The sequence below is a fragment of the Maricaulis sp. MIT060901 genome, from assembly GCF_047123815.1.
Classification (GTDB): domain Bacteria; phylum Pseudomonadota; class Alphaproteobacteria; order Caulobacterales; family Maricaulaceae; genus Maricaulis.
The window spans coordinates 2,814,243-2,839,515 of sequence record NZ_CP138920.1; the positions used below are offsets into that span (position 1 = coordinate 2,814,243).

Sequence of the window (25,273 nt, forward strand, 5' to 3'; positions counted from 1 at the left end):
TTGCGATTTCGAGATCGTCATGGACGTGCCGGGCGATTGGAGCAGCGTTGCCGGCTGGGCCACACAGGATGGTGAGACTTTTGCGGCGGGTGATCTGCGCGAATTGCTGCGCAACATCCTTGTAACGGGCCCGGACCTGCAGCCGCATTATGCCGAGTTCGAGGGCATGCGCGTGACAATCCTCGAACAGGCCGAGTTGCCTGAGAATGGTGAGGTTTTCCAGACGCTTCTGGAGGACAGTATCGGTCGGTATGTCGAGGTTTTCGGTTCCGCCCCGGTAGATCGATACCTTGTCGTATTCAGCGACGACCCGGGCACGGATGGCGGGGCGTTTGCCAACAGTTTCGGCCAGCGCATGTCGGCACCCGCGCGAATGGGTGAGAAGCTCATGTGGGGGCGTATCCTGGCGCATGAGGCGCTGCACACCTGGCTGGGACACGCTATCTACTCGACCAATGGCTGGGAATTGCAGTGGTTCAGCGAAGGCGGCACCGACTATCTGACCGGAAAAACGCTCTACCGTTCCGGCCAGATCGATGCCCAGGAAATGCTGTTCATCATCGAAGGCCAGGTTCGCCGTTTCTTCCTCGGACGGATCGCCAGCGATGATATCGACCTGTCTGAAGCCGGCCAGGAAAAACAGCAAAACCGCCAGCTCGTTTATGGCGGCGGAGCGCTTTTCCACCTGATGCTGGATGCGGAACTGACTGCGCGCCCGGGGGCAGGGAGCTATGAGGCGTTGCTGCGGGATCTCTACGAGAACTCCGATACCGGCTGGAGCCTGCATACAATGCTGTCTTTCCTCGATCAGCGATCCGAGGGCTTGGCGTCAGAGATCTACGCCTTCCTCAACACGCCTTTCGATCATCAGGCCGTCCTGAACCGTCTGAATGGATACGGGCTTTCGGTGGCAACCTTTGGTCCGGACGAAATCCTGGTGCGCTACGAGGCGAATGGATGTTCCGGCAGTCGCGAGGCCGCCTGTATGCCAGCCTATTTCATGGACTAGGCTGGACCGCGCTGTTTGGCATTTCTAGGGTGGCAGCATGACGGCTACCCTGGTTTATACACACCTCAGCGAGATCGCTGACGACTTCGCCCCGGATTTGGCAGAGGCGATCCGACGCCTGGGGCCGCAGGATTTTCGGAGACGGGATGATCTCCCGTTTCCGGAATATCTGTGCCGGGCCATCTCCGGCCAGCAAATCTCCGTAAAAGCTGCCCAGAGCATCTGGACGCGTGTTGTCGCCAGTGCGGAGGGCAAATCGCTGGTGGATCATTTCGCAGCCTGCGACAGCGATGGCCTGCGCGCGTGCGGTCTGTCCAACGCCAAGGTGAAAACCATCCAGGGCATAGCGCGTACGCATCTGGATGAAGGGCTGGACGTGCCGACGCTCAAGCCACTTCCCGCAGAGGAACGTGCAGCGCGCCTGACGACGCTGTGGGGTGTCGGGGCCTGGACCGCCGACATGATGAACATGTTCTATTTCGGCGAAGAGGACATCTGGCCCGACGGCGATGTGGCAGCGCGCAAGACGCTGGAAAAACTCACCTCGAAGCGCCGGAAAACTTCACGAACGGCCGAATGTTTCCGGCCATACAGGTCCTGGCTGGCTATCTATATGTGGGCTCATGTCGACGCGCCGCCGGACGTTGGAGAGGCTGATATCTCGTCCTGACACAGGTATTCCGCACAAAAAAAAGAGGCCGCGCGGAATGCGCGGCCTCTTCTCGATCTCGGGCAGGATCAACCGCCAAAACGACGGCTGAAGCGCAGTCCTACGGTGCGCGGCGGCGCCACGTTAGCGTAGTGCGAACGGACATTGTGGCCGTTGACCGTCTGGTTGGAGAGCGGCGTACCGCGAATGCCTGTCTCGATATACTGGTCGAACACGTTGTTGATGAAGAAGGTCGCGTTCCAGTCCTCTGCTTCATAAGTCACTGAAGTGTTGACCTGGGTGTAGCTGTCCAGCGTCACGCTGGATCCGCGGCCACCGGTCCGGGTCAGGACATCGCCCTGATAGGACATACCCGCATTCCAGTTCAGGATATTGCCGCTACGCAGCGGTTGCTCGTAACGCGCAAAGAGTGAGAACTGGTTTTCTGGGGAACCGGGCAGGCGATCGCCAGCTTCGCCATTCTCGAACGCAGTCGCAAACCCTGGAGGCGTGATGGTGCGAATGAGGAAAGGCACGTCTTCGGTCAGCTCGGACTTGGTGCGGCTGAACGTGCCGCGAAGGCCAAATTCTGGCGTGACTTGCCAGGCAGCCTGAAGCTCCACACCGGTCGATTCCGCTCCAGCGGCGTTCACGGTGATCGGAATGTTCGCATTCACTGTGGCAGATGAGACCTGCGGACCTTCCCACTCAACAAAGAAGAAGGCGCTGTTGAAGGTGAAAGCCCCGTCCAGCCAGGTCGTTTTGAAGCCGAGCTCATTATTGGTTGTCTGGTCCGGTCCGTACTGGCGTTCGTCAAACTCGGCGATATCGCCCGGATTTGGACCGTACTGCTGTCCTGGTGCCAGCGCACAGGCGCCCTGCGTTGCATTCGGATCAAAGGCCGGGCATGGGCCGAGGCCATTTGAGCCACCGATACGATAGCCCTCCGAAACGGTGAAGTAGGCCAGGATATTGTCGGTCAGGTCATAAGCGATGTTGAACTTGGTCAGTACACCATCATCGGCCTGGAACAGTGCCGGGTCGAAATCGAGATCGCGGATCTCGGAGATCGAGAGACGTTCGAACGGCACGGCTTCGAACAGTGGGAAGTCTACCGTCGAAACGGACTGCAGTTCGTAGTCATATTGACGCGCACCAACGGTAATGGTCAGGCGGTCAGTGACATCCCAGCCGAGCTCACCAAAGAAGGCCTGCTCTGTCAGCTGCGTGTAGGCGGTCGAGAAATACTCGAGGCCACCAGGCTGGTTCGAGAGGCCGAAGTTGAACGGGGCTGCGTTGACGTAGTCGACGTAGTTGGGAACGAACTCGCTGGACGAGCCGGAGACATTGGATTTGTTGTAGTAACCACCAATGATCCAGCTGAAGCGGCTGTCGCCGGTCGAGACCAGGCGAATTTCCTGGTTGAAAAAGTCATCTTCGCCGACTTCATGCGTGAATGCCGTGAAGCTCGGGAAGGTCTCGTAGGAGTATTCAAGCGAGATCAGAAGGTCGGTCTGGTCACGCTGGCCATCTTCCTCATACGTGCCGTAGCCGGTGGCAGAGGTCAGTTCCGCAAAGCCAAGGTCCAGCGTCATTTCCAGCGCGAGCAGCTCATTGTCGCGCGAGATCGGCTCGGGAACTCGCAGGCCTGCTTCATACGGGCGCGCCGGAACAGTCGAGCGCTGGGACGAGACGGTGCGACCGCCGATGTCCTGGAACTGAAAATAATAGGTCAGCGTGGCATCGAAAATGTCGTTCGGTGCCCAGCGAGCGGCCAAACGACCGGAGAAGGCCTCTTCACTGTCCGCGTCCTCGATTGGCGAGAAGTTGGCAGCCCTCGCGGCTGGGTCACTGAAATCCGGATCCGGATCGGATACGCCGATCTGGCTTACGGCGAAGGGATAGTCGATGAAACCGCTGTCATCGAGATAGTCCAGCGAGCCGCGTACCGCGAACGTGTCTCCCAGTGTGCGGTTGAAGGTGAAGCCGAAGCCGGTGGAGAATGAATCGGCTTCTGAATACCGATAGGTCTCGGCACGAACCTCGAGCATGTTCTCATCGAAATTAGGACGGTTTGGGATGAAGCGGATCGCACCACCCAGCGTGCCTGCCCCATAGAGTGTCCCCTGTGGCCCGAGAAGAACCTCGACGCGTTCGAGGTCATTGAGCTTGAGGTCAATGAAGATCGGAATCTCGCCAAGATACGTGGCGACGGTGCCCCCGCCGTCATTGTTGCCATCTCCGGAGTTGATCGGGTCGGCGTTGAGGCCGCGGACAATGATCGGATTGCCCTGGCGCCCGCCACGGTCGACGATATTGATGCCCGGAACGAAGGCCAGAACATCTGCGAGTTCGTTGAAGCCCTGTTCTTGAATCTGCTCGCCGCCGATTGCCGCGATGTTGAGCGGAACTTCCTGGACAGTTTCCTCGCGGCGGGTCGCTGTCACAACGATGACGTCCTGACTTGCCGTGTTGTCCTGAGCCTGGGCTGCTGCACCCAGGGCCAGTGAAGTTAGTGGAATAGCAAAGGCGCTAATAGACGTCGTCAGTTGGTGCCTCAGTGACTTGCCCTGTTTGCCCGAATACATGCTTGATCTCTCCTCCAGTGAAAGCTGCTGAAATTTGGCCAAAGTCGGTCCGCGAATGCAATTATTCGGCGTTATAAAATTGTCATTCCGGTCCATTTGTGGGCGAGTTGTTGCGCGGGGAACACGCCTTCGGCGCGATTTTGCGACCAGTTTTCTCCAGAACCTTCGTTTCGGGAGCTTTTTGCGTGATGAATACTTCTAAAGGCGCGCTGATTGATTCGGCCCGTGCCGATCTGGCGGCCCGACGATTCGAGCCCGCACACCGGTCGGCGTTGGCGGTCTTGCAGCAATACGGTGCTGATGCAGAGGCGTTTTTCGTGCTCGCGATGATTGCGCTCGAGCACGACAATGCGGGCAAGGCTGCGGAGATTCTCGATCGGGCGATCGCGCTGGAACCTGAGGATGCGCGGCTGCACGCTCATCGTGCGCGCTGTCTTTTAATCATCAATCGTCAGGATCTGGCATGGTCGGCGGTGCGCGAGGCGGCCAAGTGCGGGCCCCGTGATGCGCTAACCTTTGACACGATCGGGGTCGTGCTGACCCGGTTGGGGGCGCATGCCGAAGCGGTAGAGCTGTTCGAGACGGCTGTTGCGCAAAACCCGGGTGACGCCAATTTCTATTACAATCTGGGAGCTTCGCGGCAGTTTTCGGGGGATTTTGATGGAGCCGCCGAGGCCTATCGACAGGCCACCGCGATCAACCCCGATCTCTTCAAGGCCAGTTCGGCGCTGGTGTCGCTGGGGCGCAAACACGTCGATGCGGCGCTGGAGAAGACGCTAGAGGCATCAATCGCCAAATCGGCGTCGTCGGAAAGCGATCTGCACTTGGGGCATGCGCTCGCGCGCATCTGTGAGGATCGCAAGGACTTTGTCGCGGCAATGCAATGGCTGCAGCGGGCCAAGCACAGGAAGTGCGAGGAAACGCGCCACGATGCGAGAGAGGATTCCCGGGTGTTCGCCGCGGCGGCCAATATGCCTACCCCGCTCCCGGTGAGGGGGGAGGGGAGCGACCGGCCGATCTTCGTCGTCGGAATGCCGCGGACCGGAACAACGCTCGTGGACCGGATACTGGGCGCGCACAGCGATGTTGAGATGGCTGGCGAGTTGTCCAATTTTTCCATCCAGCTGAAGCGGTTGGCTCGAACCCCGGGCGGGTTCGTGATGGATGCGCCAACGCTTGAGGCAGGCTGGAATGTTGATTTCCAGGCGCTCGGGCAGGCTTATGAACAAAGTACGGACAATCTGGTTGGCACAGCGCGCCGCTTCACCGACAAGATGCCGCTCAACTTCATGTTTGCCGGGCATATCCACGCGGCGCTGCCCAATGCGCGGATTGTCTGCCTGCGGCGCCACCCGCTGGACACCTGCCTCAGCAATTACCGTCAGCTCTTTGCAACCAGTTTTTCCTATTACAATTATGCATATGCGCTGGAACATACCGCGCGCTATTTCCTGGAATTTGACCGGCTGATGACGTTTTGGCGTGAACACCTGCCAGCCGATCGTTTCATGGAGATCGGCTATGAGGACATTATCGCGGATCAGGAAGGCGAAACGCGCCGCTTGCTGGATCATTGCGGATTGGGGTGGGAGGAGGCCTGCCTCGACTTTCACCAGCAGGATGCTGCTGTCGCAACCGCGAGCTCGGTTCAGGTGCGTCAGCCGCTCTATTCCTCATCCATCGGACGCTGGAAACATTATCGCGATGCCCTGGAGCCGATGATATCGGTGCTGGAAGCGGGCGGAGTGATTGATGCCGACGGGGAGTGGCTCAGACCCGTCTGGAAACAGGTGTAGCGGGGACGCAGGCGCCCCCGCCACTCTTCGACCGGGAGGGTTATCCGCCGAAGCTTTGCGAGACAGAGAAAACGAGCGCGTCACCGAAGAAGTCGGACGTGTCGTGATAGCGCAGGTCCCAGCCCACTCCGAGAGCTTCACCAGACAAGCCGAGTTGCCAGTCCTCGTAGTCGGCACCAGCCAGATCATCGAAGGTGCTCGAGCCGAACCGGGCGTCGGCAGTGATGCCTTCGAAAATTTCGACAGCTGCACCGATCTCCGCGTAGAGGGCTTCGCCTGTGCCGGCGTAGAAATCGTCCGACCAGGACAGTTTGGCATCGATCGTTACTGCACCGAATTCCCGCGAGCCACCGAAATAGAGCTCCAGGAAGTCCTGGCTGTTGCCACCCAGTTCCGGACTGTCCGGATAGGCGTAGTAGATGGCGCCGGCGTCGAAATCGAACCCTCCCGCCGCGAAGGTGTATCCGCCGTAGAAATCCATCTCCATCGTGGTGTCGTCACCAAAATCGACGGAAGAGGCCCAGATGCCGCCATAGAAGCCATCCTTCTCGACGTCGAAGCCGCCGGAGATCGCCGGACCGTCATCGGTCTGTGTGATGCCCCGGAAGATGTAGTTGGTCGTCAGGCCGACATTGCCGGTGACGTCTCCTGCGCTGGCGATACCGGATACGGTGATGGCCAGGAGGCCTGCTGTTGCGATTTGTTTGATCATCCCACTAACTCCTTGTTTTCAAGCACTTGATCAATTCTCACGGGGATCATTTCGGTGCAGAGACCCGGCCGCCTGGCTTGCGCCGGGCGATTGGGGCTTGCTTGCGAGATGGTCCTGTTGCTGGTGCCGAGCGGCGGGCCGCGACGGCGGGTTCAGGCGTTGGGTGTTGAACCAGGGCTCTGGTCGTTTCGGCGATGGCCCCGGCGGTCGTCGCCAGGGCCGTGTTCGCCATGGCCTGGATCAGGCCAGAGCCTTGTCCTTTCCCTCGGGAACGAAGACTGCTCCGGCAGCGTGGCCAAGTTCGGACAGGTCGCCGCCCACCGTTTCCGCGTCAGCAGAGAGGCGGATGCCCAGGGTCAGTTTCAGGCCCAGCCAGACAACAAAGCTGGTGATAAAGACGAAGGCACCGATGGCACCGACACCGACGGCCTGCCCGTAGAAGCTTGCATCGCCATTGGTCAGTGGTACGGCCATCGTGCCCCAGATGCCGGCAAACAGGTGAACCGGGATGGCGCCGACCACGTCGTCGATACGCACAGATTCTAGGAATTTGGCGCCGAACGTCGCGATCACAGCGCCCACAGCGCCGATCAGCATGGCTTCGGTGACAGTCGGGGTGAGCGGTTCTGCCGTGATGGCAACCAGACCGGCCAGTGCGCCGTTGAGGCAATAGGCCAGGTTGGCCTTGCCGCGACCGAGGATCAGCGAGAGGACATAGGCCGTCACAACACCGGCGGCGGCTGCCATATTGGTGTTGGCGAAGATCTGCGAGATCGCGACGGCGTCGGCTGCAGAGCCCATGGCCAGTTGCGAGGCTCCGTTGAAGCCGAACCAGCCGAACCACAGAACGAACGTACCCAGTGTTGCCAGCGGAAGCGAAGAGGGCTGCATGGCTACGGCATCCGGGCCAAAGCGCCCGGAGCGTGCGCCGATCAGGATAGCCCCGGCCAGTGCCGCCCAGCCGCCAGTGGAATGCACCAGGGTGGAGCCCGCAAAATCGGAGAAGCCAAACTCGCTGTCGAGCCAGCCAGCGCCCCACTCCCAGGAGCCCTGGATCGGATAGATGAAGCCGGTCAGGACGACCACGAAGATGAAGAAGGAGCCCAGCTTCACCCGCTCGGCGATGGTTCCGGAGACGATTGAGGCCGCTGTGGCCACGAATACCATCTGGAAGAACCAGTCTGATGCGGCGGCATATCCGGTCGACAGGTCGATGCTTTCATCGGCTGCGACCTCGGACGGGGCCCAGATTTCAGGGATGCCGAAGAAGGGGGTCTGCCCGCCATACATGAGCTGGTAGCCCACAAGGTAGAACATGATGCCGGCGATCGAGTAGAGCGCGATGTTTTTCAGACAGATCGCTGCGGCGTGTTTGGTGCGTACAAAGCCGACTTCCAGCATGGCAAATCCGGCCGCCATCAACATCACCAGGAAGCCACCGATCAGGAAGAGCAGTGTATTGAAAACAAAGGCTGTCTCTTCGGAGACTTCAGCTGCGGCATTGGCCGAGGTCAAAAGACCCATACCCAGTCCTGCCGCGACAATCACTGCCGCTTTGGTGCGCCAGCTTCTCTTCTTTTCCCACATGGTACCCTCCATAGTCTTGCGGGTGCAGCGCAGGGCGCTGCGTCTCTGGGACACGGCAATGCCGGCCCGTGTGCGGAGCTGGGTTTTGTGAAGCCGGGCTTGTCCCGGAGCATCGTCGCCAAAACCGCAGCCAAAACGTCTGCGGCGGGGTCGTCGGATGGATCTGTGTGCGGGTCTGTCGCCCTGGTTTCGCCTTATGGCGTTTAGCGGTGTCTTGCCGATGATCGGTGAAAAGGCCGGCGTCGGCCGCCGCCAGCAGTCACAGATCGCGGTCCCGACAAGACACCGCGTCTTCAGTGGGGTTTCGCCGGACAAAATCGTCAAGCAAGCGTTAAGTTTTATTCCGGGCAGGTTCGAAACTGCACGCCGATGAAGCAAGCTTGCTCGCATCTGCAGCAAAAAATTTGCACATGCGAAGTGGAAAGCCTTCGGGCGCGAAATAAATATGCCCGTGCAAACAGCTTGCTCGAAAGGCACTGCGGCTCTCGACAGCTGCCGGAGCGGTGGCTAACGTCCACCTGAACACTGTTCACTAGACGAGCGGCGCAAAGCCGCCTGACATTTGGTCGATATACTCAAAAAGGGGAGAGAAATGGCCGAACCCGATATCCTGAAAGGCAAGCTGCGCATTCCGGTGATTGGCGCGCCGCTTTTCATCATCTCCAATCCGGACCTGGTCATCGCTCAGTGCAAGGCCGGGATTGTCGGGTCGTTCCCGTCGCTGAATGCGCGCCCGGTCAGCCAGCTGGATGAATGGCTCGACCAGATCACGTCCGAGCTGGACAGCTATAACCGTGCCAATCCGGACAAGCCGGCTGCGCCTTTCGCCGTGAATCAGATCGTGCATCGCTCCAATAATCGCCTCGAAGAGGACATGGCGCTGTGCGAGAAATACAAGGTCCCGGTTGTGATTTGTTCGCTCGGCGCCCAGGAGTCCGTCTACAAGGCGGTCGATAACTGGGGTGGTATCACGCTGCATGACGTCATCAACCAGCGCTTCGCCCACAAGGCGATCGACAAGGGCGCAACGGGCCTGATCTGCGTTTCCGCAGGAGCGGGTGGCCATGCCGGTGCGCTCTCACCCTATGGCTTCATTGCCGAGACCCGCGAATGGTTTGACGGACCGATCCTGTGTTCCGGTTCGATCTCGACGGGTGGCGGTGTGCTCGCAGCCCAGGCCATGGGCGCCGACTACGCCTACATCGGTTCTGCCTTCATCGCGACCAAGGAGGCGCGCGCCGAAGAGGCGTACAAGCAGGGCATTGTCGACGGCAGGGCCGAGGACATCGTCTACACCAACCTCTTCACCGGTGTGCACGGCAATTATCTGCGCAAATCGATCGAAGAAGCGGGTCTGGATCCCGACAATCTGCCGGAAAGTGACCCGTCAGCGATGAATTTCGGTTCCGGCGGTAGTTCCGACGCCAAGGCCTGGAAAGACATCTGGGGGTCCGGCCAGGGCATCGGCTCGGTCAAGGCCATCCAGAGCGCCGGCGAATACATCGACCAGCTGGCGGCGGAGTATGAGGCGACCAAGGCGCGGCTTTGTAGCTAGTGCCGTCAATGCTCCCCCGAGCATTTGCCGTGATCGCCCAGGCTCGCCATGATCTGGCACTGGGCGATTGCGCCGCCCTTGCATGATGAGATCATGCGTTCCAGTTCCGCTTCCAGCGCTCGCAACTGGCGGATGCGGTCGCGAACCTCTTGCAGGTGACTCGTGGCAAGACGATCCGCTGTCGCGCAGTCATTGCCGGGCTGTTGCTGTAGCCGGATGAGGCCGCGCACGCTGTCGACCGGGAAGCCGAGATCGCGGGCGTGGCGAATGAAGCGCAGCTGGTCGATACGCGCTTCATCATAAACGCGGCGCCCGCTGGCCGTGCGGTCCGGTTCGGGCATCAACCCGTTCTCTTCGTAGAACCGGATCGTTGTCACCTTTACCCCGGACATTTCACTGGCGCGCCCGATCGAGTGGAATTTCATGACTTTTTCCGCTTGCTTCTACAGTGACTGTAGAAATTACATTCACTGACAGCAAGGGAGACTGATTCCATGGATTGCTGTTCCAACCAGCCCAAATTCGACGGAACATCCAAAGCCTACCGACGCGCCTTGATTGCCGTGATCGTCATCAACGCGGTCATGTTCTTTGTCGAGGCCGGTGCCGGAGTGGGTTCCGGGTCCGAAGCCCTGAAGGCGGATGCCCTGGATTTCGCGGGCGATGCTCTGACCTATACGATCAGCCTCGCGGTGATCGGCAGCTCCCTGGCCCTGAGGGCCAAAGCTGCGATGTTCAAGGGCGTCTTCCTTGGCGCGACCGCCGCAGCGGTACTTGCTATGGCCGTGATTGACGTTTTTGCCGGTGAATTGCCCTCTGCGCCGACCATGGGCTGGATCGGAACCCTGGCGCTTGTGGCCAATCTGGTGTCGGTGCTGATCCTGCTGCGCTGGCGCGATGGTGATGCCAATGTCCGCTCGGTCTGGCTGTGCTCTCGCAATGACGCCATCGGCAATGTCGGGGTGGTGATTGCCGGTTTCCTGGTTTTCGCCCTGCAGTCGCGTTTTCCCGATCTCATCCTCGCCGTGTTGATGGCGGGTCTTTTCCTGCGCTCGGCGGTGAGCATCATCAAACAGGCAAGAGCGGAAATGGCCGAGGAGGCCGTGTCGAACCGTTGCGGTGCGACCTAGCTGGCGCGAACGCCCGCGGCCTGATTGTTCACACACCCGTTCAGCTGGGTGCGGCAGTCGAGGAGATAGTCCGGCGCGTTGTCGGAGAGTATCTGCGGGGTTGCGAACCCCCAGTCGACAGCTGCCGCCGAACATCCGGCTTCGCGGGCAGCCTCGATGTCGCGGACTTCGTCGCCGACACACAGGGTGCGTTCGGCCGTGGTGCCGGCTTTCTTGATGACCTTGCGGAAGACGGGCGCCTTGCCAAACAGGGCGGCGCCGCAGGCGAACTGGCTGAAGAGGGCGGTCAATTCAGGTCCGAGAACTTCCTTGACGGCGACTTCGCCATTGGAGCTGACCACGGCGAGCGTGACGCCCTGAGCATGCAAGGCATGCAGGGCATCGGAAATACCGTCAAAGAGGTGGATCTTGTCGACATTCTCCGCGGCCCGGGCGCGGACATCTGCGGCGATGAAGGGCAGTTTCCACGCCGGGATCTGAAGCTCGTCCATGATCGCCTTGGGCGCTAGACCACGCAGCCGTTCGGCCTTTTCCTCACAGATCGGCGGCAGGCCGTGCTTGTCGACCACGTCAGCTAGTGCCGTGCGGAACCAGGTCAGGCTGTCGGCCAGAGTGCCGTCAAAGTCGAATATCACCAGGTCATAACGTCGAGTCACGAATCGGCCCCGTTGCCGCAGATAACGAAGAGGCCGGTTTTTAGACCGGCCTCGTAACGCTTTTATGATTCTCTTGCGCGTTGCACCCCTAAATCGAGGTCAGCCATTCTGGTTTGACGTAGGGTAGGTCGAGATCGTCAGCGACGGACTTGTAGGTGATCTCGCCGCCAGCGACGTTCAGGCCTCGGGCCAGGTTGGCGTCGTCATTGAGCGCTTTCTCGACACCCTTGTTCGCGATCGCGATGGCGAAGGGAAGGGTGGCGTTGTTCAGCGCGAAGGCAGAGGTGCGCGCATAGGCGCCCGGCATGTTGGCGACACAGTAGTGAACGACACCGTCGACGACATAGGTCGGATCGTCATGCGTGGTGGCCTTGGAGGTCTCGAAACAACCACCCTGGTCGATAGCGATGTCAACCAGAACCGCGCCGTCCTTCATATTGGCCAGCATGGCCTTGGAGACCAGCTTCGGTGCAGCTGCGCCCGGGATCAGAACCGCGCCGATGACGACATCGGCTTCACGCACGGCCGCGTCGAGTGCAGCCTGGGTGGAGTAGGCGGTTTTCACGGCACCGGCAAACTGGACGTCGAGCTCGGCCAGGCGGGCGTTGGAGCGGTCAAAGACCGTGACGTCGGCGCGCGCACCGATCGCCATTTCTGCCGCGTGCGTTCCGGCTACACCGCCACCGATGATGACGACCTTGGCCGGCAGGACGCCCGGTACGCCACCGAGCATCAGGCCGAGACCGCCCTGGGCCTTCTGCAGGCAATGCGCAGCGACAGAGACGGACATACGACCGGCAACCTGTGACATCGGGGTGAGCAGGGGCAGGCGGCCCTCATTGTCCGTTACGGTCTCATAGGCGATCGCCGTGCAGCCGGACTTGCGCAGGCCTTCTGCCTGGACCGGATCGGGTGCCAGGTGGAGATAAGTGTAGAGGATGTGGTGCGGCTTGAGCATCGCCGTTTCGACCGGCTGGGGCTCTTTAACCTTGACGATCATCTCTGCGGCTTCGAACACGGCAGCAGCGTCCGGCAGGATGGAGGCTCCCGCATCCACATAGTCCTGGTCCGAGCAGCCAATGCCCAGGCCTGCGGTGGTTTCAACAACAACCTCGTGACCATGGCCGACCAGTTCGGCGACCGAATTTGGCGTCAGGCCGACACGATATTCACGAACCTTGATTTCCTTGGGAACACCGATGCGCATGATTTTCTCCCGCTCTCTTTCTTCATTCCGGCTGGATCTGCGAAATTGTGCAAATAACCGGGCCGATTTCGAAATATTTTGACTTTCTGACGAGTGTGGGCGAAGAATGCTGCGCACATCTCAAATTTGGCGGTGAGATATACGAAAATCACTGTCTTTGCCAGCAAGTTTTCTCCGAGGGTCTAATGCGCCTTGATGCCGTTGATATCGCCATTCTCAACCAGCTTCAGATGGATGGTCGCCTGACCAATGCTGAGCTGGCGGAGCGCGCCGGCCTTTCACCCTCGGCCTGCCATCGCCGCGTGAAGGCTCTGGAGGCGAGCGGGGTGATTGATCGTTATGTGGCGATTCTGTCGTCGGAAGCGCTGGGGCGCGGTATCACGGTTTACGTCCAGGTGACGCTCGACAATCAGAAGCGCGATACGCTGCAGGGTTTTGAAGATGCCGTCGAAGACGTGCCCGAGGTGATGGAATGTTACCTGATGAGCGGCGAGGCGGATTATCTGGTGCGTGTTCTGGTGCGTGACGCGAATGATTATGAACGTGTGCACCGCGAAGTCCTGTCAGCCTTGCCGGGGGTGGCGCGCCTGCATTCCAGCTTCACCATCCGCCAGGTCTTCTCGCGCACGCAGGTGCCGGTGGCCGAGGGAACGGAAGTCTAGTTGTGGCGCGTCGATCCTCCCCGTTTCGTCTAGAGCTGAGCGATGAGCGAATAAAGAAATTTAAGCGCGGCTTTTTCCGACGTTGGAAACAGATTGCCGAACTGCCGGTTGCTGAAATTCGGCGGATCGATGTCGAAGTCGTCGACGCCCATACATATGATTCCGTCTTTCTGGCTTTCACGGGATCGGAACGCACCATTCGGGTGGAAGAAGACGATGAAGGTTTCGACGTACTTGCCGCGTGGATGGACGGTCAATACGACCTCCTCGATCCCGAGTGGCGCGAGACCGTGGATGCGTACATCTGTGCGAACCCTCTGAAGGGTATGTTCGCGACACTCTGGCTCGACGAGGGAACCGAGGTCTGACTGCGGATAGTCAGTTTTTCCGAAATCGTCGGTAATCAAATGCCGAGCGCAAGATATCTTCCTCATCGAACATGAATTGAGGAGGCCGACATGACGGACCTGACCATCACGCTGGAAGAAGACGGTAACAAGGGGCGCTATGTGGCGCGGCTGCCGGGCAGCGCGGAAGAGGCCGAGATGACCTATTCGCGCATCAGCCCCAGCCGCATCATTGTCGATCACACCGGCGTACCGGACGCCTTCAAGGGCATGGGCGTGGGCAAGGCGTTGGCGCTTCATATCATTTCCGAAGCCCGGACGAGGGGTTTCACCATCGTCCCGCTGTGTCCCTTCCTGAAAGCCCAGGCGGATCGCAATCCCGACTGGGGAGATGTGATCGAGGGCATGGCCGCACCGGCCGGAGGCTGAAGGGCTTGCCCTCGGGCCGAGGGAGGGCTAACTCCCCGGCCATGACTGATGATCGCTACACTGTTCTGGGCCAGCTGGGCTCGGACACCCCGCTCCCCAACTCGCCGGAAGAGGCCGAGCTGGAGCGTGTCGCCAATCCGTGTGATGCGGATTACATGATCCGCTTCGCCTGTCCGGAATTCACCTCGATCTGTCCGGTGACCGGCGCTCCGGACTTTGCCCATCTGGTGATCGACTATGTACCGCAGGACTGGATCGTCGAATCCAAGTCGCTCAAACTCTTTCTTGGCTCCTTCCGCAATCACGGTGCCTTCCACGAGGCCTGCACAACCATGATCGGCCAGCGTCTGGTCAAGGAGCTCGACCCGAAATGGTTGCGTATCGGCGGCTATTGGTATCCGCGCGGCGGCATCCCGATTGATGTCTTCTTCGCGACGGGCGAACCACCCAAGGGCGTCTGGATCCCCGACCAGGGCGTCGCGCCCTATCGTGGACGCGGCTAGGCTTTCCAGCGGCCGATATGAGCGGTGGGACGTTTGCGTTCCACCGGTTCATCCCTTGCGGTGCCGATGTAGATGAAGCCGGCTATGCGTTCGCCTGAACGCAGGCCCAGCATGTCCTTCACATCATGGTCGAAGGCGTACCATTCCGTCAGCCATTGCGCGCCGAAGCCCATGGCCGAGGCGCCGATCAGCAAGTTCTGGCAGGCTGCGCCTGCGGACAATTCCTGCTCCCAAACCGGGATGGCATGCTTTTCGGTGACGCAGGAAATCACGGCGATGACCAGCGGTGCACGATTGAAGCGATTGCGCTCTAAATCCACCTGCTCCGGCGTGGCATCGCCATTCTTGGCTGACCAGATCTTGCCGAGCACATTGCCAAAACTTGCCCGAGCCTCATGTTCAAACAGGATGAACCGCCAAGGTGCCAGCTTGCCGTGATCGGGAACACGAGCCGCTATACCAAGCAGATGGCGGATCTGGGCTTCATCGGGGCCCGGTTCGCTCAGGCCGATGGCAGGGGTGGATCGGCGGCGCGTCAGCAATTCCAACGCATCGTCGGATTTGTGTGATGGGGCGAGTCGCTCACCAGGCTGGGGAAAATCAGGCAGGTTGATCTCATTCATTATGAGGTTTTCTTCCCTAAAATATCAGTGTCTTTGACCAAACACTTGTCAGCTCGTTATATCTTGGAACTGACAACGTTGTGACAAAAGGGCTCCGGGGGGAGTAGTATTGGGCATGAACGCAGAAATCTCCATCGATGATGACACGCCGGCTGATCGCCGCCGCCGCAAGGTTCGCGAAGCCATCATCGATGCGGCTGAAGCGATCTTCTCCAGCGAGGGCGAGCAGGGCATTTCGATGCGTCGCCTGGCTGAGGCGATCGATTACAGCCCCGCCGCCATCTACAAGTATTTTTCGTCCAAGGATGACCTGTTCGAGGCTATCCGGGATCTGTTTTTCGAGCGCTTGCTCAAACGAATCCACGAGGCGATGGCCGAGGGCGGCGAGACCAGTCAGCTCTGCGCGCGCTGTGTGAAGGCCTATATCGAGACCGGTCTGGAAGAGCCCAATCATTATATCATGGCCTTTTCGCCCTCCGCCCGTGTGCAGCCGCATGTGCATTCCGAGGAGGAGACGGCGTATCAGGCCGAGTCCAAGCTCGTCTCCATGATCGAGAAGGGCATGGCCGAGGGCGCCTTCCGCAAGATGGACCCGCATGTCGCGTCCAAGTCGGTGTGGGCTAGTCTGCACGGGCTGACCAATTTGATGGTCTGTCTGGACGATTTTCCGTCCGGCATGCCGGGCTCGGAACATGTTACTCGTGAAGAGGTTATCGACTTCCACACCGATGTGATCATGCGCGGTCTATGCTGTAACGCATAGTTGCCATGCGCAAAAAAGTAAACGTCGTTCACTTTTCAAACCGGGTTTGAGTTACTATCTATCGTCTCGTATTCTGAGCGAAGGGTAGTCTCATGCTGGCGAAACGATTTCGGGTTGGTGCCGGAACAATGGTCGCTGTTGGTGCCGTTGTACTGGCGGCGAGCGTATTTGGTGTGTCCGGTTGGCGCGCTGAAGCCAATCTGAGCGAGACCGCGTCGCCGCCCATGCCGGTTTCAGCCTATCGAGTTGCCTATGAGGACGCCGCCTTGATCGAGGAGCGTTTCCCGGGCGTGGTCGCTGCTGCACGACAGAGTGCCCTGGGGTTCCAGCAGGGCGGTCGGATCGAGGAGATCCTGGTGGATGTTGGCGACCAGGTCCTGGCCGGTCAGCCGTTGGCACGACTGGATACCCGTACGCTTGAGGCGCAGATTGCTGCCGCTGACGCGCAGACCCGCGAAGCGGCTGCTCAGACGGCGCTTGCTCGGGATACGCAGGGCCGTCAACAGATACTGCTCGAACGCGGGCACATCTCCCAGCAACGATATGACGAGATCGTCACATCGACCGATGCCGCTCGTGCCCGCCAGAACGCTGCTGCCGCATCAGCGGATGCCATGCGTGTCCAGCTCGATCTGGCCGTGATTGAGGCGCCGTACGCTGGTGTGATTACGGCACGCAGCAGTGATGAGGGGGCTATCGCCGCGCCGGGAACACCGGTCCTCGAGCTGGTGGAAACGAGTGCGCGCGAAGTGCGGATCGGCCTTCCGGCAGCTGTGATCGGCACGCTGGAGAATGGGCAAATCTACCGTTTTGAAGGAGAAAGCGGGGAGTTCTCCGCCGTTTTCCGTTCCAACACCGGACTGATGGATCGCCAAACCCGCACGGTTTCAGCGGTGTTCGACATCGCTCCGGACCAGCCGGTCATTATCGGTGAAATTGCACGATTGGTTGTTGAGACGCCGGTTGGAACCGATGGATTCTGGGTGCCCACAGATGCCCTCGCGGAGAGCCGCCGCGGGCTGTGGTCCGTTTTCATCTTGCAGCCGGAAGCAGATGAATACCGGCTGGAAGCCCGCATTGTGGAAACTGTTCGTGTGGAAGCAGAGCGCGTGTTTGTGCGCGGGGCTGTCGATGATGGCGAATACATCCTGGCAGCCGGTCTCCAGCGCGTAACCGCGGGTCAGCTGGTGGCCCTGCAGACGGGCGCGGAGGCTGAATAATGGCCACGCTCTTTTATCGATATCACCGCCTGACCATCCTGGCGATTACCCTCCTGCTTGCGGCAGGCCTGGGCGCATTTTTTTCACTGGGTCGCCAGGAGGATCCGACCCTGGTCGAGCGCTACGGCACCATTACGACGCCGTATGCCGGCGCCTCGGCTGAGCGTGTGGAGGCCTTGATTACAGAGCCGCTTGAAGATGCGATCAATGAGCTGGCGGAGATCGATGAAACATTCTCGACTTCGCGGTCCGGCGTGTCGGTGATCGGGATGTCTATCCGCGAGGATCTGAGCCAAGCCGAGGTCGACCAGACCTGGACCAAGATCCGCGAGCAGGTCGACAGCGTCCGTCCATTCCTGCCAGCGGCCTCGGGTGGCCCTGATGTGGATCGTCAGTATATCGGCGCTGCCACCATTATCGTGGCGCTTAGCTGGGCGGATGTGGGTGAAGAGAATATCGGCATCCTTTCTCGCTTGGGCCTCGACCTTGAGCGCGAGCTGCGCAACATGCCTGGCACTGAAGAGACACGAATTTTCGGCGAGGCTGAAGAAGAGATCCGCGTCGAGGTGGACCCGGAGCGTCTTGCCTCGCTGGGGCTCAGCGTTGCTGATGTTGCCAGCCTGACCAATAGCGCGGATGCCAAGGTTCCAGCCGGTGAGATCCGCGCAGGTGCAAGCGATCTCGGTGTCGAGATCGATGGAGAGTTTGACGGTATAGACCGGATCCGGTCCATCGCCCTGACAGACGGTCAGGATGGCCGCTTCGTGCGTCTGGGCGATGTGGCTGAGGTCAGTCGCGGAGAGCGTCAGCCAACCCGCTCCCTCGCGACGACCCAAGGGCAGCGCACGGTCCTGGTTGCAGCCTATCTGCAGCCGGACCTGCGCGCCGATGTCTGGGCCGAGCGCGCCGATACCGTGGTGGCCGCTTTCGCTGAGAGCGTGCCTGGCATCCAGGTCGAGACGATTTTCCGACAGGGCGATTATGTGGAATCGCGCCTCAACGGGCTGGCGACCAATCTGGGTTATTCCGCACTGATCGTCTTCGCCGTCCTCTTTCTGATGATGGGCTGGCGAGCGGCTTTCATTGTTGGCTCGGCTTTGCCTCTGACGGTGCTGACCGTCATGTTGCTGATGCGCCTGTTTGACGAACCTCTGCACCAGATGTCTGTAACGGGTCTTGTCGTCGCGCTCGGCCTGTTGATCGATAACGCGATCGTCGTGGTCGAGGAATACCGGCTTTTGCGGGCCAAGGGGCAGTCCCCCCTGGAAGCGCTGGATGGCGCCGTTCGCCTGCTGTTTGCGCCACTTCTGGCATCAACGCTGACGACAGTCTTTGCCTTTGCGCCGATCGCGCTGATGCCGGGATCTGCCGGCGAGTTCATCTCCATGATCGGGATCTCGGTGATCTTTGCGATCACGGCTTCCTTCCTGCTGGCCATGACCGTCGTGGGTGCGCTGGCGGCCTGGTTTGATGATCCAAAGATTGACGGCGGACCACTTCGCTTCTGGCGCACGGGACTGCATGTCGCGCCTCTGGCGTGGATCTACAAACGTATCCTGACTGTGATCGTGGAGAGGCCCTGGGTTGGGATTTTCGCGTCTGTCTTGCTGCCGATTGCCGGTTTTGTCGCCGCATCGACCCTGCCGATGCAGTTTTTCCCGCCGACCGACCGCGACATGTTCCAGCTTGAGCTGGAATTGCCCTCAACGGCTTCAATCGAGGAAACTCGTCGTCAGACCGAAAGGGCGCGCGAGATCATCGAACGTTATGATGGCATCGAGCGGGTCACCTGGACGATCGGCGAAAGTTCCCCTCGTACCTACTACAATGTGGTCGGTAACAAATCGGGTGTCTCCAACTACGCAGCCGGTTTTGTGCACACGGAATCTGCGCAGGCGACCGCACGCATCCTGCCGCTGTTGCAGCAGGAGATGATGCGGGAGTTTCCGCAGGCGCGGGTGCTGACCCTGCCTTTCGAACAGGGGCCGCCGATCCCTGCACCGATCGAGCTGGTGATTGTCGGGCCTGAATTGGCCGAACTTGACCGGATCGGAAGCGAGCTTCGCACCTTGTTGGCCTCAACACCGACTGTTACCTACACCATGGCTCAGCTGGAAATGGGAGAACCGGTTGCGCGTGTCATGGCCGATGAAGCCTCGACAGAATTGGCGGGCCTGCGTCTGAGCGACCTGGCCAACCAGTTACGCAGTGACCTGGACGGTGTCGTTGGCGGCAGTGTGCTGGAAGGCATCGAGGAATTGCCTGTTCGCATCATCGCTAGCGCAGATCGTCGTTCCTCGTTGAGCGATGTCTCCGGCGCGCCGTTGCGGACTGCCGACGGTGAACTGGTCGCAGCGCCGCTCTCCGCACTGGGCGAGATCACGCTGGCGCCGCAAGTCGCCCAGATTCCCCACGAGGATGGCCGCCGAATTAACCGGATCTACGCCTATCTCGACCCGTTCACCTTGCCGGCGACAGCGCTGTCTTCGTTCATGCAGCGCCTGGACGAGGCGGGACTGGAATTGCCGCCGGGGTATGAGCTTCAGATGGGCGGTGAGGCGGCAGAGCGTGGTGATGCCGTTGGCAATCTGCTGGGCACTGCCGTCCCGCTGATCGTCCTGATGATCGGTTCGGTCGTTCTTGCGTTCAACAGTTTCCGTTTCGCTGGAGTGATCCTGACGGTTGCCTTCCTGTCAGTCGGTCTCGCCATGTTTGGCGTCTGGCTGTTCGGGACGCCCATGGGCTTTAACGCCATTGTCGGCTCGATGGGGCTGATGGGCTTGTCGATCAATGGCGCGATTGTCGTGCTTTCCGCGCTCAAGGTCTCGCCCGAGGCTTCGGCGCTGGAAGAGGGCAGTGTGGTCTCCACGGTGATGGATGCGACACGCCACATAATCTCGACGACGCTGACGACCATTGGCGGTTTCATTCCGCTGCTTTTGTCGGGTGATAATTTCTGGCTGCCGTTCGCTTCGGCGATGGTTGGCGGTGTCAGTGGCTCGGCAATCCTCGCGCTGATCTTTGCGCCGGCGGCGTTTGTTCTGTTGATGCGAAGCCAGAGCAAGGCCAGGCGCTTGATGGCTGCCGTCAAACGACATTCCGGCCAGGACGAGATCTCGGCGGTGCCGGCGGAATAGCGGCGCTTGCGGAGTGCTTTCAACCTCAATAGAGCTGCCCTTGGAAGCGGGAGTTCGAGATGAGCGAGAAGCGCGGTCCGTGGCAGGTCCACGGCGTTGAAGTGAAATATGAAAATGCCTGGATGCGGGTCGACGAGTTCGATGCAACGCGTCCGGATGGAGCGCCTGCGCTCTACGGAGTTGTTCACTTCCAGACACGAGCGCTTGCTGTTTTGCCTCTGTTCGAGAATGGCGACACCCTCCTGGTTGGCCAGCATCGTTTTCCCAATGACCATTACAGCTGGGAATTGCCGGAAGGTGGCGGCAATCCTGCCGCTGACCAACGCGAGGAAGCGGCCCGTGAGCTGGAGGAGGAAACCGGTTATCGGGCAAAACACTGGCAGGAAATACTGCGGCTGGAATTGTCCAACTCGATCAGCGATGAAACCGGAACGGGGTTTGTCGCCACCGGGCTGGAGCCGGGCAGGGCTAACCCTGATCCGTCCGAAGTCCTGCAAACGCGCCGCATCGCCTTTCGGGACCTGCTGGTTGAATGCCAGTCCGGAAAAATCTCTGATTCCCTTACACTGGTAATGGTCTTCAAGGCTTACTACATGGCTCGGGAAGGTTTATTGGAGCCGGAGCTTGCCCGTGCCATGCTGCAGGGCTGACGGAAGGAGGAGCCAGGAATGTCACTCTCTGAAAGCGAAAGCCCGATCGCGGCACGCTCTGGTGTCGAATCCGCCTGGGCGCGCTTGCGCGTCGAAGCTGCTGCTGCAGCTGCGGAAGAGCCGATCCTGGCCAGTTTTCTCAATGCGGCCGTTCTGCGCCACGATCATTTTGCGCATGCGCTGGCTTATCGCCTGGCTTCCAAACTGGCCGATGCTCAGCTGGACATGATGCTGGCCCGCGATGTTGCTGAGGCGGCGCTTGAAGGCGATACGAAGATTGTTGAGCAGGCCGCTGCCGACATGATGGCAGTCGAAGAGCGCGACCCGGCTTGCAGGAGCTTCCTGCAGCCTTTCCTGTATTTCAAAGGCTATCATGCGTTGCAGGCCCATCGTGTTGCCCACTGGCTGTGGGGCGAGGGGCGCGAGACGCTGGCCTTCCATCTGCAAAGCCGTGTGTCGGAACGTTTTGGCGTTGATGCTCATCCGGCAGCCCGGATCGGCCAGGGGGTGATGATCGATCATGCGACCTCGGTCGTGATCGGGGAGACCGCTGTGATTGGCGATGATTGCTCGCTGCTGCACGAGGTTACGCTCGGCGGTACCGGTGCAGCGCACGAAGACCGCCATCCGAAGGTCGGCCGTGGTGTTCTGATCGGCGCGGGCGCCAAAGTACTCGGCAATATCGAGATTGGTGATGGCGCGCGCATTGCTGCTGGATCTGTTGTGCTCAAACCGATCCCGGCGGGCTGTACGGTTGCAGGGGTGCCTGCGAAGATCGTCGGCGATTGCTGTCCGCAACCAGCGCGCTCGATGGATCAGCGCTTGCCGGACTAGGCAGCGCTGTTTGTCATCTGTAAATGAAGCTTGGCTCTGGACGCGCCCGGTAGGGGTGCGCTTAGTTATGCACCAAACGAATCCCCCCACTTGGAGAGCTCCCGTGGACAAGAACATCACGCCGATCGAGGCGGTCAAACTCCAGCAATTCCTTTGCGGCAAGCTGAATCCGGATCTGCAGGTCCAGCGTCGTAACCGTCCGGACGAATGTGCCGAAATCCACATTGGCGATGAATGCCTGGGTGTGGTCTCCAAGATCATCGATGAGGGCGAGACGTCCTACTCCTTCGAAATCACCATTCTGGACATCGATCTCGAAGAACTTGAGTAATTCCGGCAAGCCGGTCCTCGAACTGCGAGGCGTATCGAAACAGTATTCGGGCGGGGTCAAAGCCGTTCGCGAGGTTTCGTTGTCGCTGGGCGAGGGTAAGCTATTGGCCCTGACGGGAACGTCCGGATGCGGCAAGACCACCCTGCTGAAACTGATCAACCGCCTGGAGGAACCTTCGGGCGGTTCGGTCGTTTATGAGGGGGCGGATGTCCGCCAGTTCGACGCTTTTAGGCTTCGCCGCCAGATTGGCTGGGTGATGCAGGGCGATGGCCTGTTTCCCCATTTTACCGTTCGTCAGAATATCGCGGTCGTGCCGCGCTTGCTGGAGTGGGATATCGCCACAACGGAGCTGTGTGTGCGCAAGATGATGCAGCTGGTTCAGCTTGATGTGGAGGAATTCGGCGGGCGTTATCCCCACGAATTGTCCGGCGGACAGCGGCAGCGTGTCGGTTTTGCAAGAGCCCTGGCGGGCAAGCCGGATCTGGTCCTGATGGACGAAGCCTTCAGCGCGCTGGACCCGCTGACCCGTGACGATTTGCAACGTGATTTCAAGCGCCTGCAGTCTGAGCTGGGTTTCTCCGCGGTGCTTGTCACGCATGACATGGCCGAAGCCCTGATTCTCGCGGACGAGATAGCCGTCATGCGTGACGGACAGATCGTCCAGAGTGGAACGCCGTCGCAATTGTTGGCCGCACCCGCAGACGACTATGTCTCTGGCTTGCTGGACACTCCGCGTCGCCAGATGCGGGCCATTGCGGAGCTGGGCGGATGAACGAGAACCTTGCCGAACGTTTCAACGAGCTGCCAGACCTTCTCTCAGGGCATGTCCTGTTGTCGCTCTCTGCGATCCTGGTCGGGCTGGCGATCAGCCTGCCGCTGGGCGTATTCGCTGCGCCGCGAAAGCGTTTTGCCGCGGCTGTCCTCAACATCGCCGGTGTGATCCAGACCATCCCCGGTCTGGCCCTGCTGGCATTGATGGTGCCGCTTCTGGGTGGGACAATCGGCTATGCGCCGGCCTTCATGGCGCTGATGCTGTATTCAATCCTGCCGATACTGAGGAACACAGTGGTGGGGCTCCAAGGTGTCGAGCCAGGTGTTGTGGAAGCGGCCCGAGGGCTGGGGCTCACGCAGAAACAGCGGTTATGGCAGATTGAATTGCCGCTGGCTCTGCCGGTCATCGTTGCGGGGGTCCGGACATCCATTGTCTGGGTGGTCGGGGCTGCGACCCTTGCAACCCCCGTTGGCGCGCCCAGCCTTGGAAACTACATCTTTGCCGGGCTGCAGACCCGCAACTGGTTGTCTGTATTGTTCGGCTGCCTGTTTGCCGCCGGTCTGGCCGTGGTGCTGGATCAGCTTATCCGCTTGTTGGAGGTCGCCGCCCGGGGTCGCCGCAAGATGCTGGCAGTCCAGGTCGGCGTGCTTCTCAGCGCGCTCGTTATGGCTTCGGTTCTGCCTCGTTTCATCGATTTCACGCCATCGGCACAGCCGCAGAGCAGTCAGCATATCGCCAGTGTCAGGGCGGAAGAGGGGCCGCTTGATGACGAAGTCGTACGTCTGGGCGCAAAGGCGTTTACCGAGCAGTACATCCTTGCCGAGCTGATGGAACAGGTGCTGCTTGATGCAGGCGCAGAAGTAGAGCGGCTAGACAATCTGGGCTCAACCATTGCCTTCGATGCCCTGCGTAATAACGAGATCGACGCCTATATCGATTACACCGGCACCATCTGGGCGACGGTGATGGCGCGGAATGAGCCTATCAACCGCCATGCCATGTTTGTGGAGATGGCCGGAAACCTTCGCGAGGAATACGGCATTCTCACGCTTGGACGGATGGGATTTGAAAACGCCTATGGTTTTGCCATGCGTGCTGACCGGGCCGAGGCCTTGGGCATTCGGTCCTTGGCGGATCTGGCAGCTCACGCATCCGATCTTGAAGTCGGTGGGGACGCGGAAGTGTTCACGCGGTCCGAATGGATCAATACCCGCAATGGTTATGGCCTGGGGGCGATCTCGACCCGGGCGATGGATGCGACCTTCATGTATGACGCGGTGCGAGACGGCCAGGTGGATGTCATCAGCGCCTACACCACTGATGGTCGTATCGCTGCCTATGATCTTGTTGTCCTGGCCGATCCACGTGGAATTTTACCGCCTTATGACGCCGTTATCCTGTTGTCACCGGAGGCTGCGGAGAGGCCGGGGCTTGCTGATGCACTGGCGGGGCTTGTCGGATCGATCAGCGATGACGATATGCGGGAAGCCAACCGCCTTGCGGATCTCGAGCGCCAGACCCCGCAACAGGCGGCAAGCTGGCTGTATGAACAGGTGACGGAGTAGGGCGTGAGTGGATTTCTCGGACATGGTCGGCTTCAGGATGCGGAATGGCTGATGCGCGCCTGCATGGAGCTGAACAAGGACATTCCACCACATGCGCCTGAAATCACGCCAGAGACCATCCTCAACAAGACCTACACCCAGCAGGCCGCGGAGTTTGAAAGCCTGCTCGAACGCATCGACCCGGAAGGGGATATCGATCGCCAGCTTTTTCCAGCTGTGGCTTACTTCAATGCCGCAGAAAGCCTGCCACTCGACATCATCCTGGCGGGCATTGCGGCCTTGCTGATCTGGGTCTTAATGCCGAATTATTATTCCATCATGGAATACGTGGCCTATGTGGCGCTGGGCGGCTATCTGGTGATCCAGTTTCTCCGGGCGCGCTCAAAACGTGATAACGCCGAACAACAGATGCGAAGAATGGGCCTGAATCCGCGCGAACGCCATCCGCTAACCTTACGGCAGCTGGTGAAATATCGCCAGCGAAGGGTAACGGTTCACTAGGTGTCAAGCCATTCGAGTGCCTCACAACGCGTGCCGAATACTCCGAA

General features: G+C 60.0%; 25 protein-coding genes. 18 read left to right on the forward strand and 7 right to left on the reverse strand.

Features of this window, described 5'->3' with window-relative positions; translation table 11 throughout:
* Positions 1 to 19 precede the first annotated feature (19 nt).
* Positions 20 to 1,009, forward strand: a complete 990-nt coding sequence (locus SIC17_RS13850; RefSeq protein ID WP_412545728.1) for a hypothetical protein — start codon at positions 20 to 22, stop codon at positions 1,007 to 1,009.
* Positions 1,010 to 1,046: 37 nt separating this feature from the next.
* A complete protein-coding gene (locus SIC17_RS13855; protein ID WP_412545729.1) occupies positions 1,047 to 1,679 on the forward strand; it encodes a DNA-3-methyladenine glycosylase family protein in 633 nt (210 codons plus the stop codon).
* Positions 1,680 to 1,747: 68 nt separating this feature from the next.
* Here the strand turns inward: SIC17_RS13855 and SIC17_RS13860 are convergent, their stop codons facing one another.
* Positions 1,748 to 4,246 carry a TonB-dependent receptor gene (locus SIC17_RS13860; protein WP_291892960.1) on the reverse strand — a complete coding sequence of 833 codons (2,499 nt, stop codon included), beginning with the start codon at positions 4,244 to 4,246 and terminating at the stop codon, positions 1,748 to 1,750.
* Positions 4,247 to 4,344: 98 nt separating this feature from the next.
* Between SIC17_RS13860 and SIC17_RS13865 the strand changes: the two genes are divergently transcribed.
* Positions 4,345 to 6,042: a sulfotransferase gene (locus SIC17_RS13865; protein ID WP_412545730.1), complete on the forward strand. Its 1,698-nt coding sequence runs from the start codon at positions 4,345 to 4,347 to the stop codon at positions 6,040 to 6,042.
* A gap of 40 nt (positions 6,043 to 6,082) precedes the next feature.
* Here SIC17_RS13865 and SIC17_RS13870 read toward each other — a convergent pair whose 3' ends face one another.
* Positions 6,083 to 6,754 (reverse strand): TorF family putative porin, encoded by a 672-nt coding sequence (locus tag SIC17_RS13870; protein WP_291892986.1) that lies wholly within the window; start codon positions 6,752 to 6,754, stop codon positions 6,083 to 6,085.
* 240 nt (positions 6,755 to 6,994) lie between these two features.
* Positions 6,995 to 8,341 (reverse strand): ammonium transporter, encoded by a 1,347-nt coding sequence (locus tag SIC17_RS13875; RefSeq protein ID WP_412545731.1) that lies wholly within the window; start codon positions 8,339 to 8,341, stop codon positions 6,995 to 6,997.
* 592 nt (positions 8,342 to 8,933) lie between these two features.
* Here SIC17_RS13875 and SIC17_RS13880 point away from each other — a divergent pair.
* On the forward strand, positions 8,934 to 9,896 hold the full coding sequence (locus SIC17_RS13880; RefSeq protein ID WP_291892992.1) for an NAD(P)H-dependent flavin oxidoreductase: 963 nt from the start codon (positions 8,934 to 8,936) through the stop codon (positions 9,894 to 9,896).
* Positions 9,897 to 9,901: 5 nt separating this feature from the next.
* On the opposite strand, the gene SIC17_RS13885 is transcribed toward SIC17_RS13880, so the two are convergent.
* Positions 9,902 to 10,321, reverse strand: coding sequence for a MerR family transcriptional regulator (locus SIC17_RS13885; protein WP_412545732.1), 420 nt, complete (start codon positions 10,319 to 10,321; stop codon positions 9,902 to 9,904).
* 69 nt (positions 10,322 to 10,390) lie between these two features.
* Between SIC17_RS13885 and SIC17_RS13890 the strand changes: the two genes are divergently transcribed.
* Positions 10,391 to 11,026: a cation transporter gene (locus tag SIC17_RS13890; protein WP_291892998.1), complete on the forward strand. Its 636-nt coding sequence runs from the start codon at positions 10,391 to 10,393 to the stop codon at positions 11,024 to 11,026.
* On the opposite strand, the gene SIC17_RS13895 is transcribed toward SIC17_RS13890, so the two are convergent.
* Positions 11,023 to 11,682 (reverse strand): HAD hydrolase-like protein, encoded by a 660-nt coding sequence (locus SIC17_RS13895; RefSeq protein WP_412545733.1) that lies wholly within the window; start codon positions 11,680 to 11,682, stop codon positions 11,023 to 11,025. The genes SIC17_RS13890 and SIC17_RS13895 overlap by 4 nt on opposite strands.
* Positions 11,683 to 11,770: 88 nt before the next feature.
* A complete protein-coding gene (ald, locus tag SIC17_RS13900; RefSeq protein WP_412545734.1) occupies positions 11,771 to 12,889 on the reverse strand; it encodes an alanine dehydrogenase in 1,119 nt (372 codons plus the stop codon).
* Between the two features lie 185 nt (positions 12,890 to 13,074).
* Between ald and SIC17_RS13905 the strand changes: the two genes are divergently transcribed.
* The 4 genes from SIC17_RS13905 (at position 13,075) to queF (ending at position 14,830) form a co-directional block, all read left to right on the forward strand.
* Entirely contained in the window at positions 13,075 to 13,551 is a 477-nt protein-coding gene (locus SIC17_RS13905; protein WP_291893007.1) for an Lrp/AsnC family transcriptional regulator, read from the forward strand.
* A gap of 2 nt (positions 13,552 to 13,553) precedes the next feature.
* On the forward strand, positions 13,554 to 13,919 hold the full coding sequence (locus SIC17_RS13910; protein WP_412545735.1) for a hypothetical protein: 366 nt from the start codon (positions 13,554 to 13,556) through the stop codon (positions 13,917 to 13,919).
* A gap of 99 nt (positions 13,920 to 14,018) precedes the next feature.
* A complete protein-coding gene (locus SIC17_RS13915; RefSeq protein WP_412546933.1) occupies positions 14,019 to 14,327 on the forward strand; it encodes a GNAT family N-acetyltransferase in 309 nt (102 codons plus the stop codon).
* A 41-nt stretch (positions 14,328 to 14,368) separates the two neighbouring features.
* Positions 14,369 to 14,830 (forward strand): preQ(1) synthase, encoded by a 462-nt coding sequence (queF, locus tag SIC17_RS13920; protein ID WP_291893017.1) that lies wholly within the window; start codon positions 14,369 to 14,371, stop codon positions 14,828 to 14,830.
* Here the strand turns inward: queF and SIC17_RS13925 are convergent.
* A complete protein-coding gene (locus tag SIC17_RS13925) occupies positions 14,827 to 15,453 on the reverse strand; it encodes a nitroreductase (RefSeq protein WP_291893021.1) in 627 nt (208 codons plus the stop codon). The genes queF and SIC17_RS13925 overlap by 4 nt on opposite strands.
* 115 nt (positions 15,454 to 15,568) lie before the next feature.
* Here SIC17_RS13925 and SIC17_RS13930 point away from each other — a divergent pair, with 115 nt between their 5' ends.
* From SIC17_RS13930 to SIC17_RS13970, 9 genes are all read left to right on the forward strand, one after another.
* The gene (locus tag SIC17_RS13930; protein ID WP_291893024.1) at positions 15,569 to 16,216 is read left to right on the forward strand and encodes a TetR/AcrR family transcriptional regulator; all 648 of its coding nucleotides are present in this window, start codon (positions 15,569 to 15,571) and stop codon (positions 16,214 to 16,216) included.
* A gap of 92 nt (positions 16,217 to 16,308) precedes the next feature.
* Positions 16,309 to 17,436 carry an efflux RND transporter periplasmic adaptor subunit gene (locus SIC17_RS13935; protein WP_291893027.1) on the forward strand — a complete coding sequence of 376 codons (1,128 nt, stop codon included), beginning with the start codon at positions 16,309 to 16,311 and terminating at the stop codon, positions 17,434 to 17,436.
* Positions 17,436 to 20,573 carry an efflux RND transporter permease subunit gene (locus SIC17_RS13940; protein ID WP_412545736.1) on the forward strand — a complete coding sequence of 1,046 codons (3,138 nt, stop codon included), beginning with the start codon at positions 17,436 to 17,438 and terminating at the stop codon, positions 20,571 to 20,573. The genes SIC17_RS13935 and SIC17_RS13940 overlap by 1 nt, the downstream gene beginning before the upstream one ends.
* Before the next feature lie 59 nt (positions 20,574 to 20,632).
* Positions 20,633 to 21,223, forward strand: coding sequence for an NUDIX domain-containing protein (locus SIC17_RS13945; protein ID WP_291893032.1), 591 nt, complete (start codon positions 20,633 to 20,635; stop codon positions 21,221 to 21,223).
* Positions 21,224 to 21,241: 18 nt separating this feature from the next.
* Positions 21,242 to 22,057 carry a serine O-acetyltransferase gene (gene cysE / locus SIC17_RS13950; protein ID WP_412545737.1) on the forward strand — a complete coding sequence of 272 codons (816 nt, stop codon included), beginning with the start codon at positions 21,242 to 21,244 and terminating at the stop codon, positions 22,055 to 22,057.
* Positions 22,058 to 22,160: 103 nt separating this feature from the next.
* Positions 22,161 to 22,388 carry a DUF3126 family protein gene (locus tag SIC17_RS13955; RefSeq protein WP_291893038.1) on the forward strand — a complete coding sequence of 76 codons (228 nt, stop codon included), beginning with the start codon at positions 22,161 to 22,163 and terminating at the stop codon, positions 22,386 to 22,388.
* Complete coding sequence (locus SIC17_RS13960; RefSeq protein ID WP_412545738.1) at positions 22,381 to 23,160, forward strand: ATP-binding cassette domain-containing protein; 780 nt, start codon at positions 22,381 to 22,383, stop codon at positions 23,158 to 23,160. The genes SIC17_RS13955 and SIC17_RS13960 overlap by 8 nt, the downstream gene beginning before the upstream one ends.
* On the forward strand, positions 23,157 to 24,725 hold the full coding sequence (locus SIC17_RS13965) for an ABC transporter permease/substrate-binding protein (RefSeq protein WP_412545739.1): 1,569 nt from the start codon (positions 23,157 to 23,159) through the stop codon (positions 24,723 to 24,725). Before SIC17_RS13960 ends, SIC17_RS13965 begins: the two co-directional genes overlap by 4 nt.
* A gap of 3 nt (positions 24,726 to 24,728) precedes the next feature.
* On the forward strand, positions 24,729 to 25,226 hold the full coding sequence (locus SIC17_RS13970; RefSeq protein ID WP_412545740.1) for a hypothetical protein: 498 nt from the start codon (positions 24,729 to 24,731) through the stop codon (positions 25,224 to 25,226).
* Positions 25,227 to 25,273 lie beyond the last annotated feature (47 nt).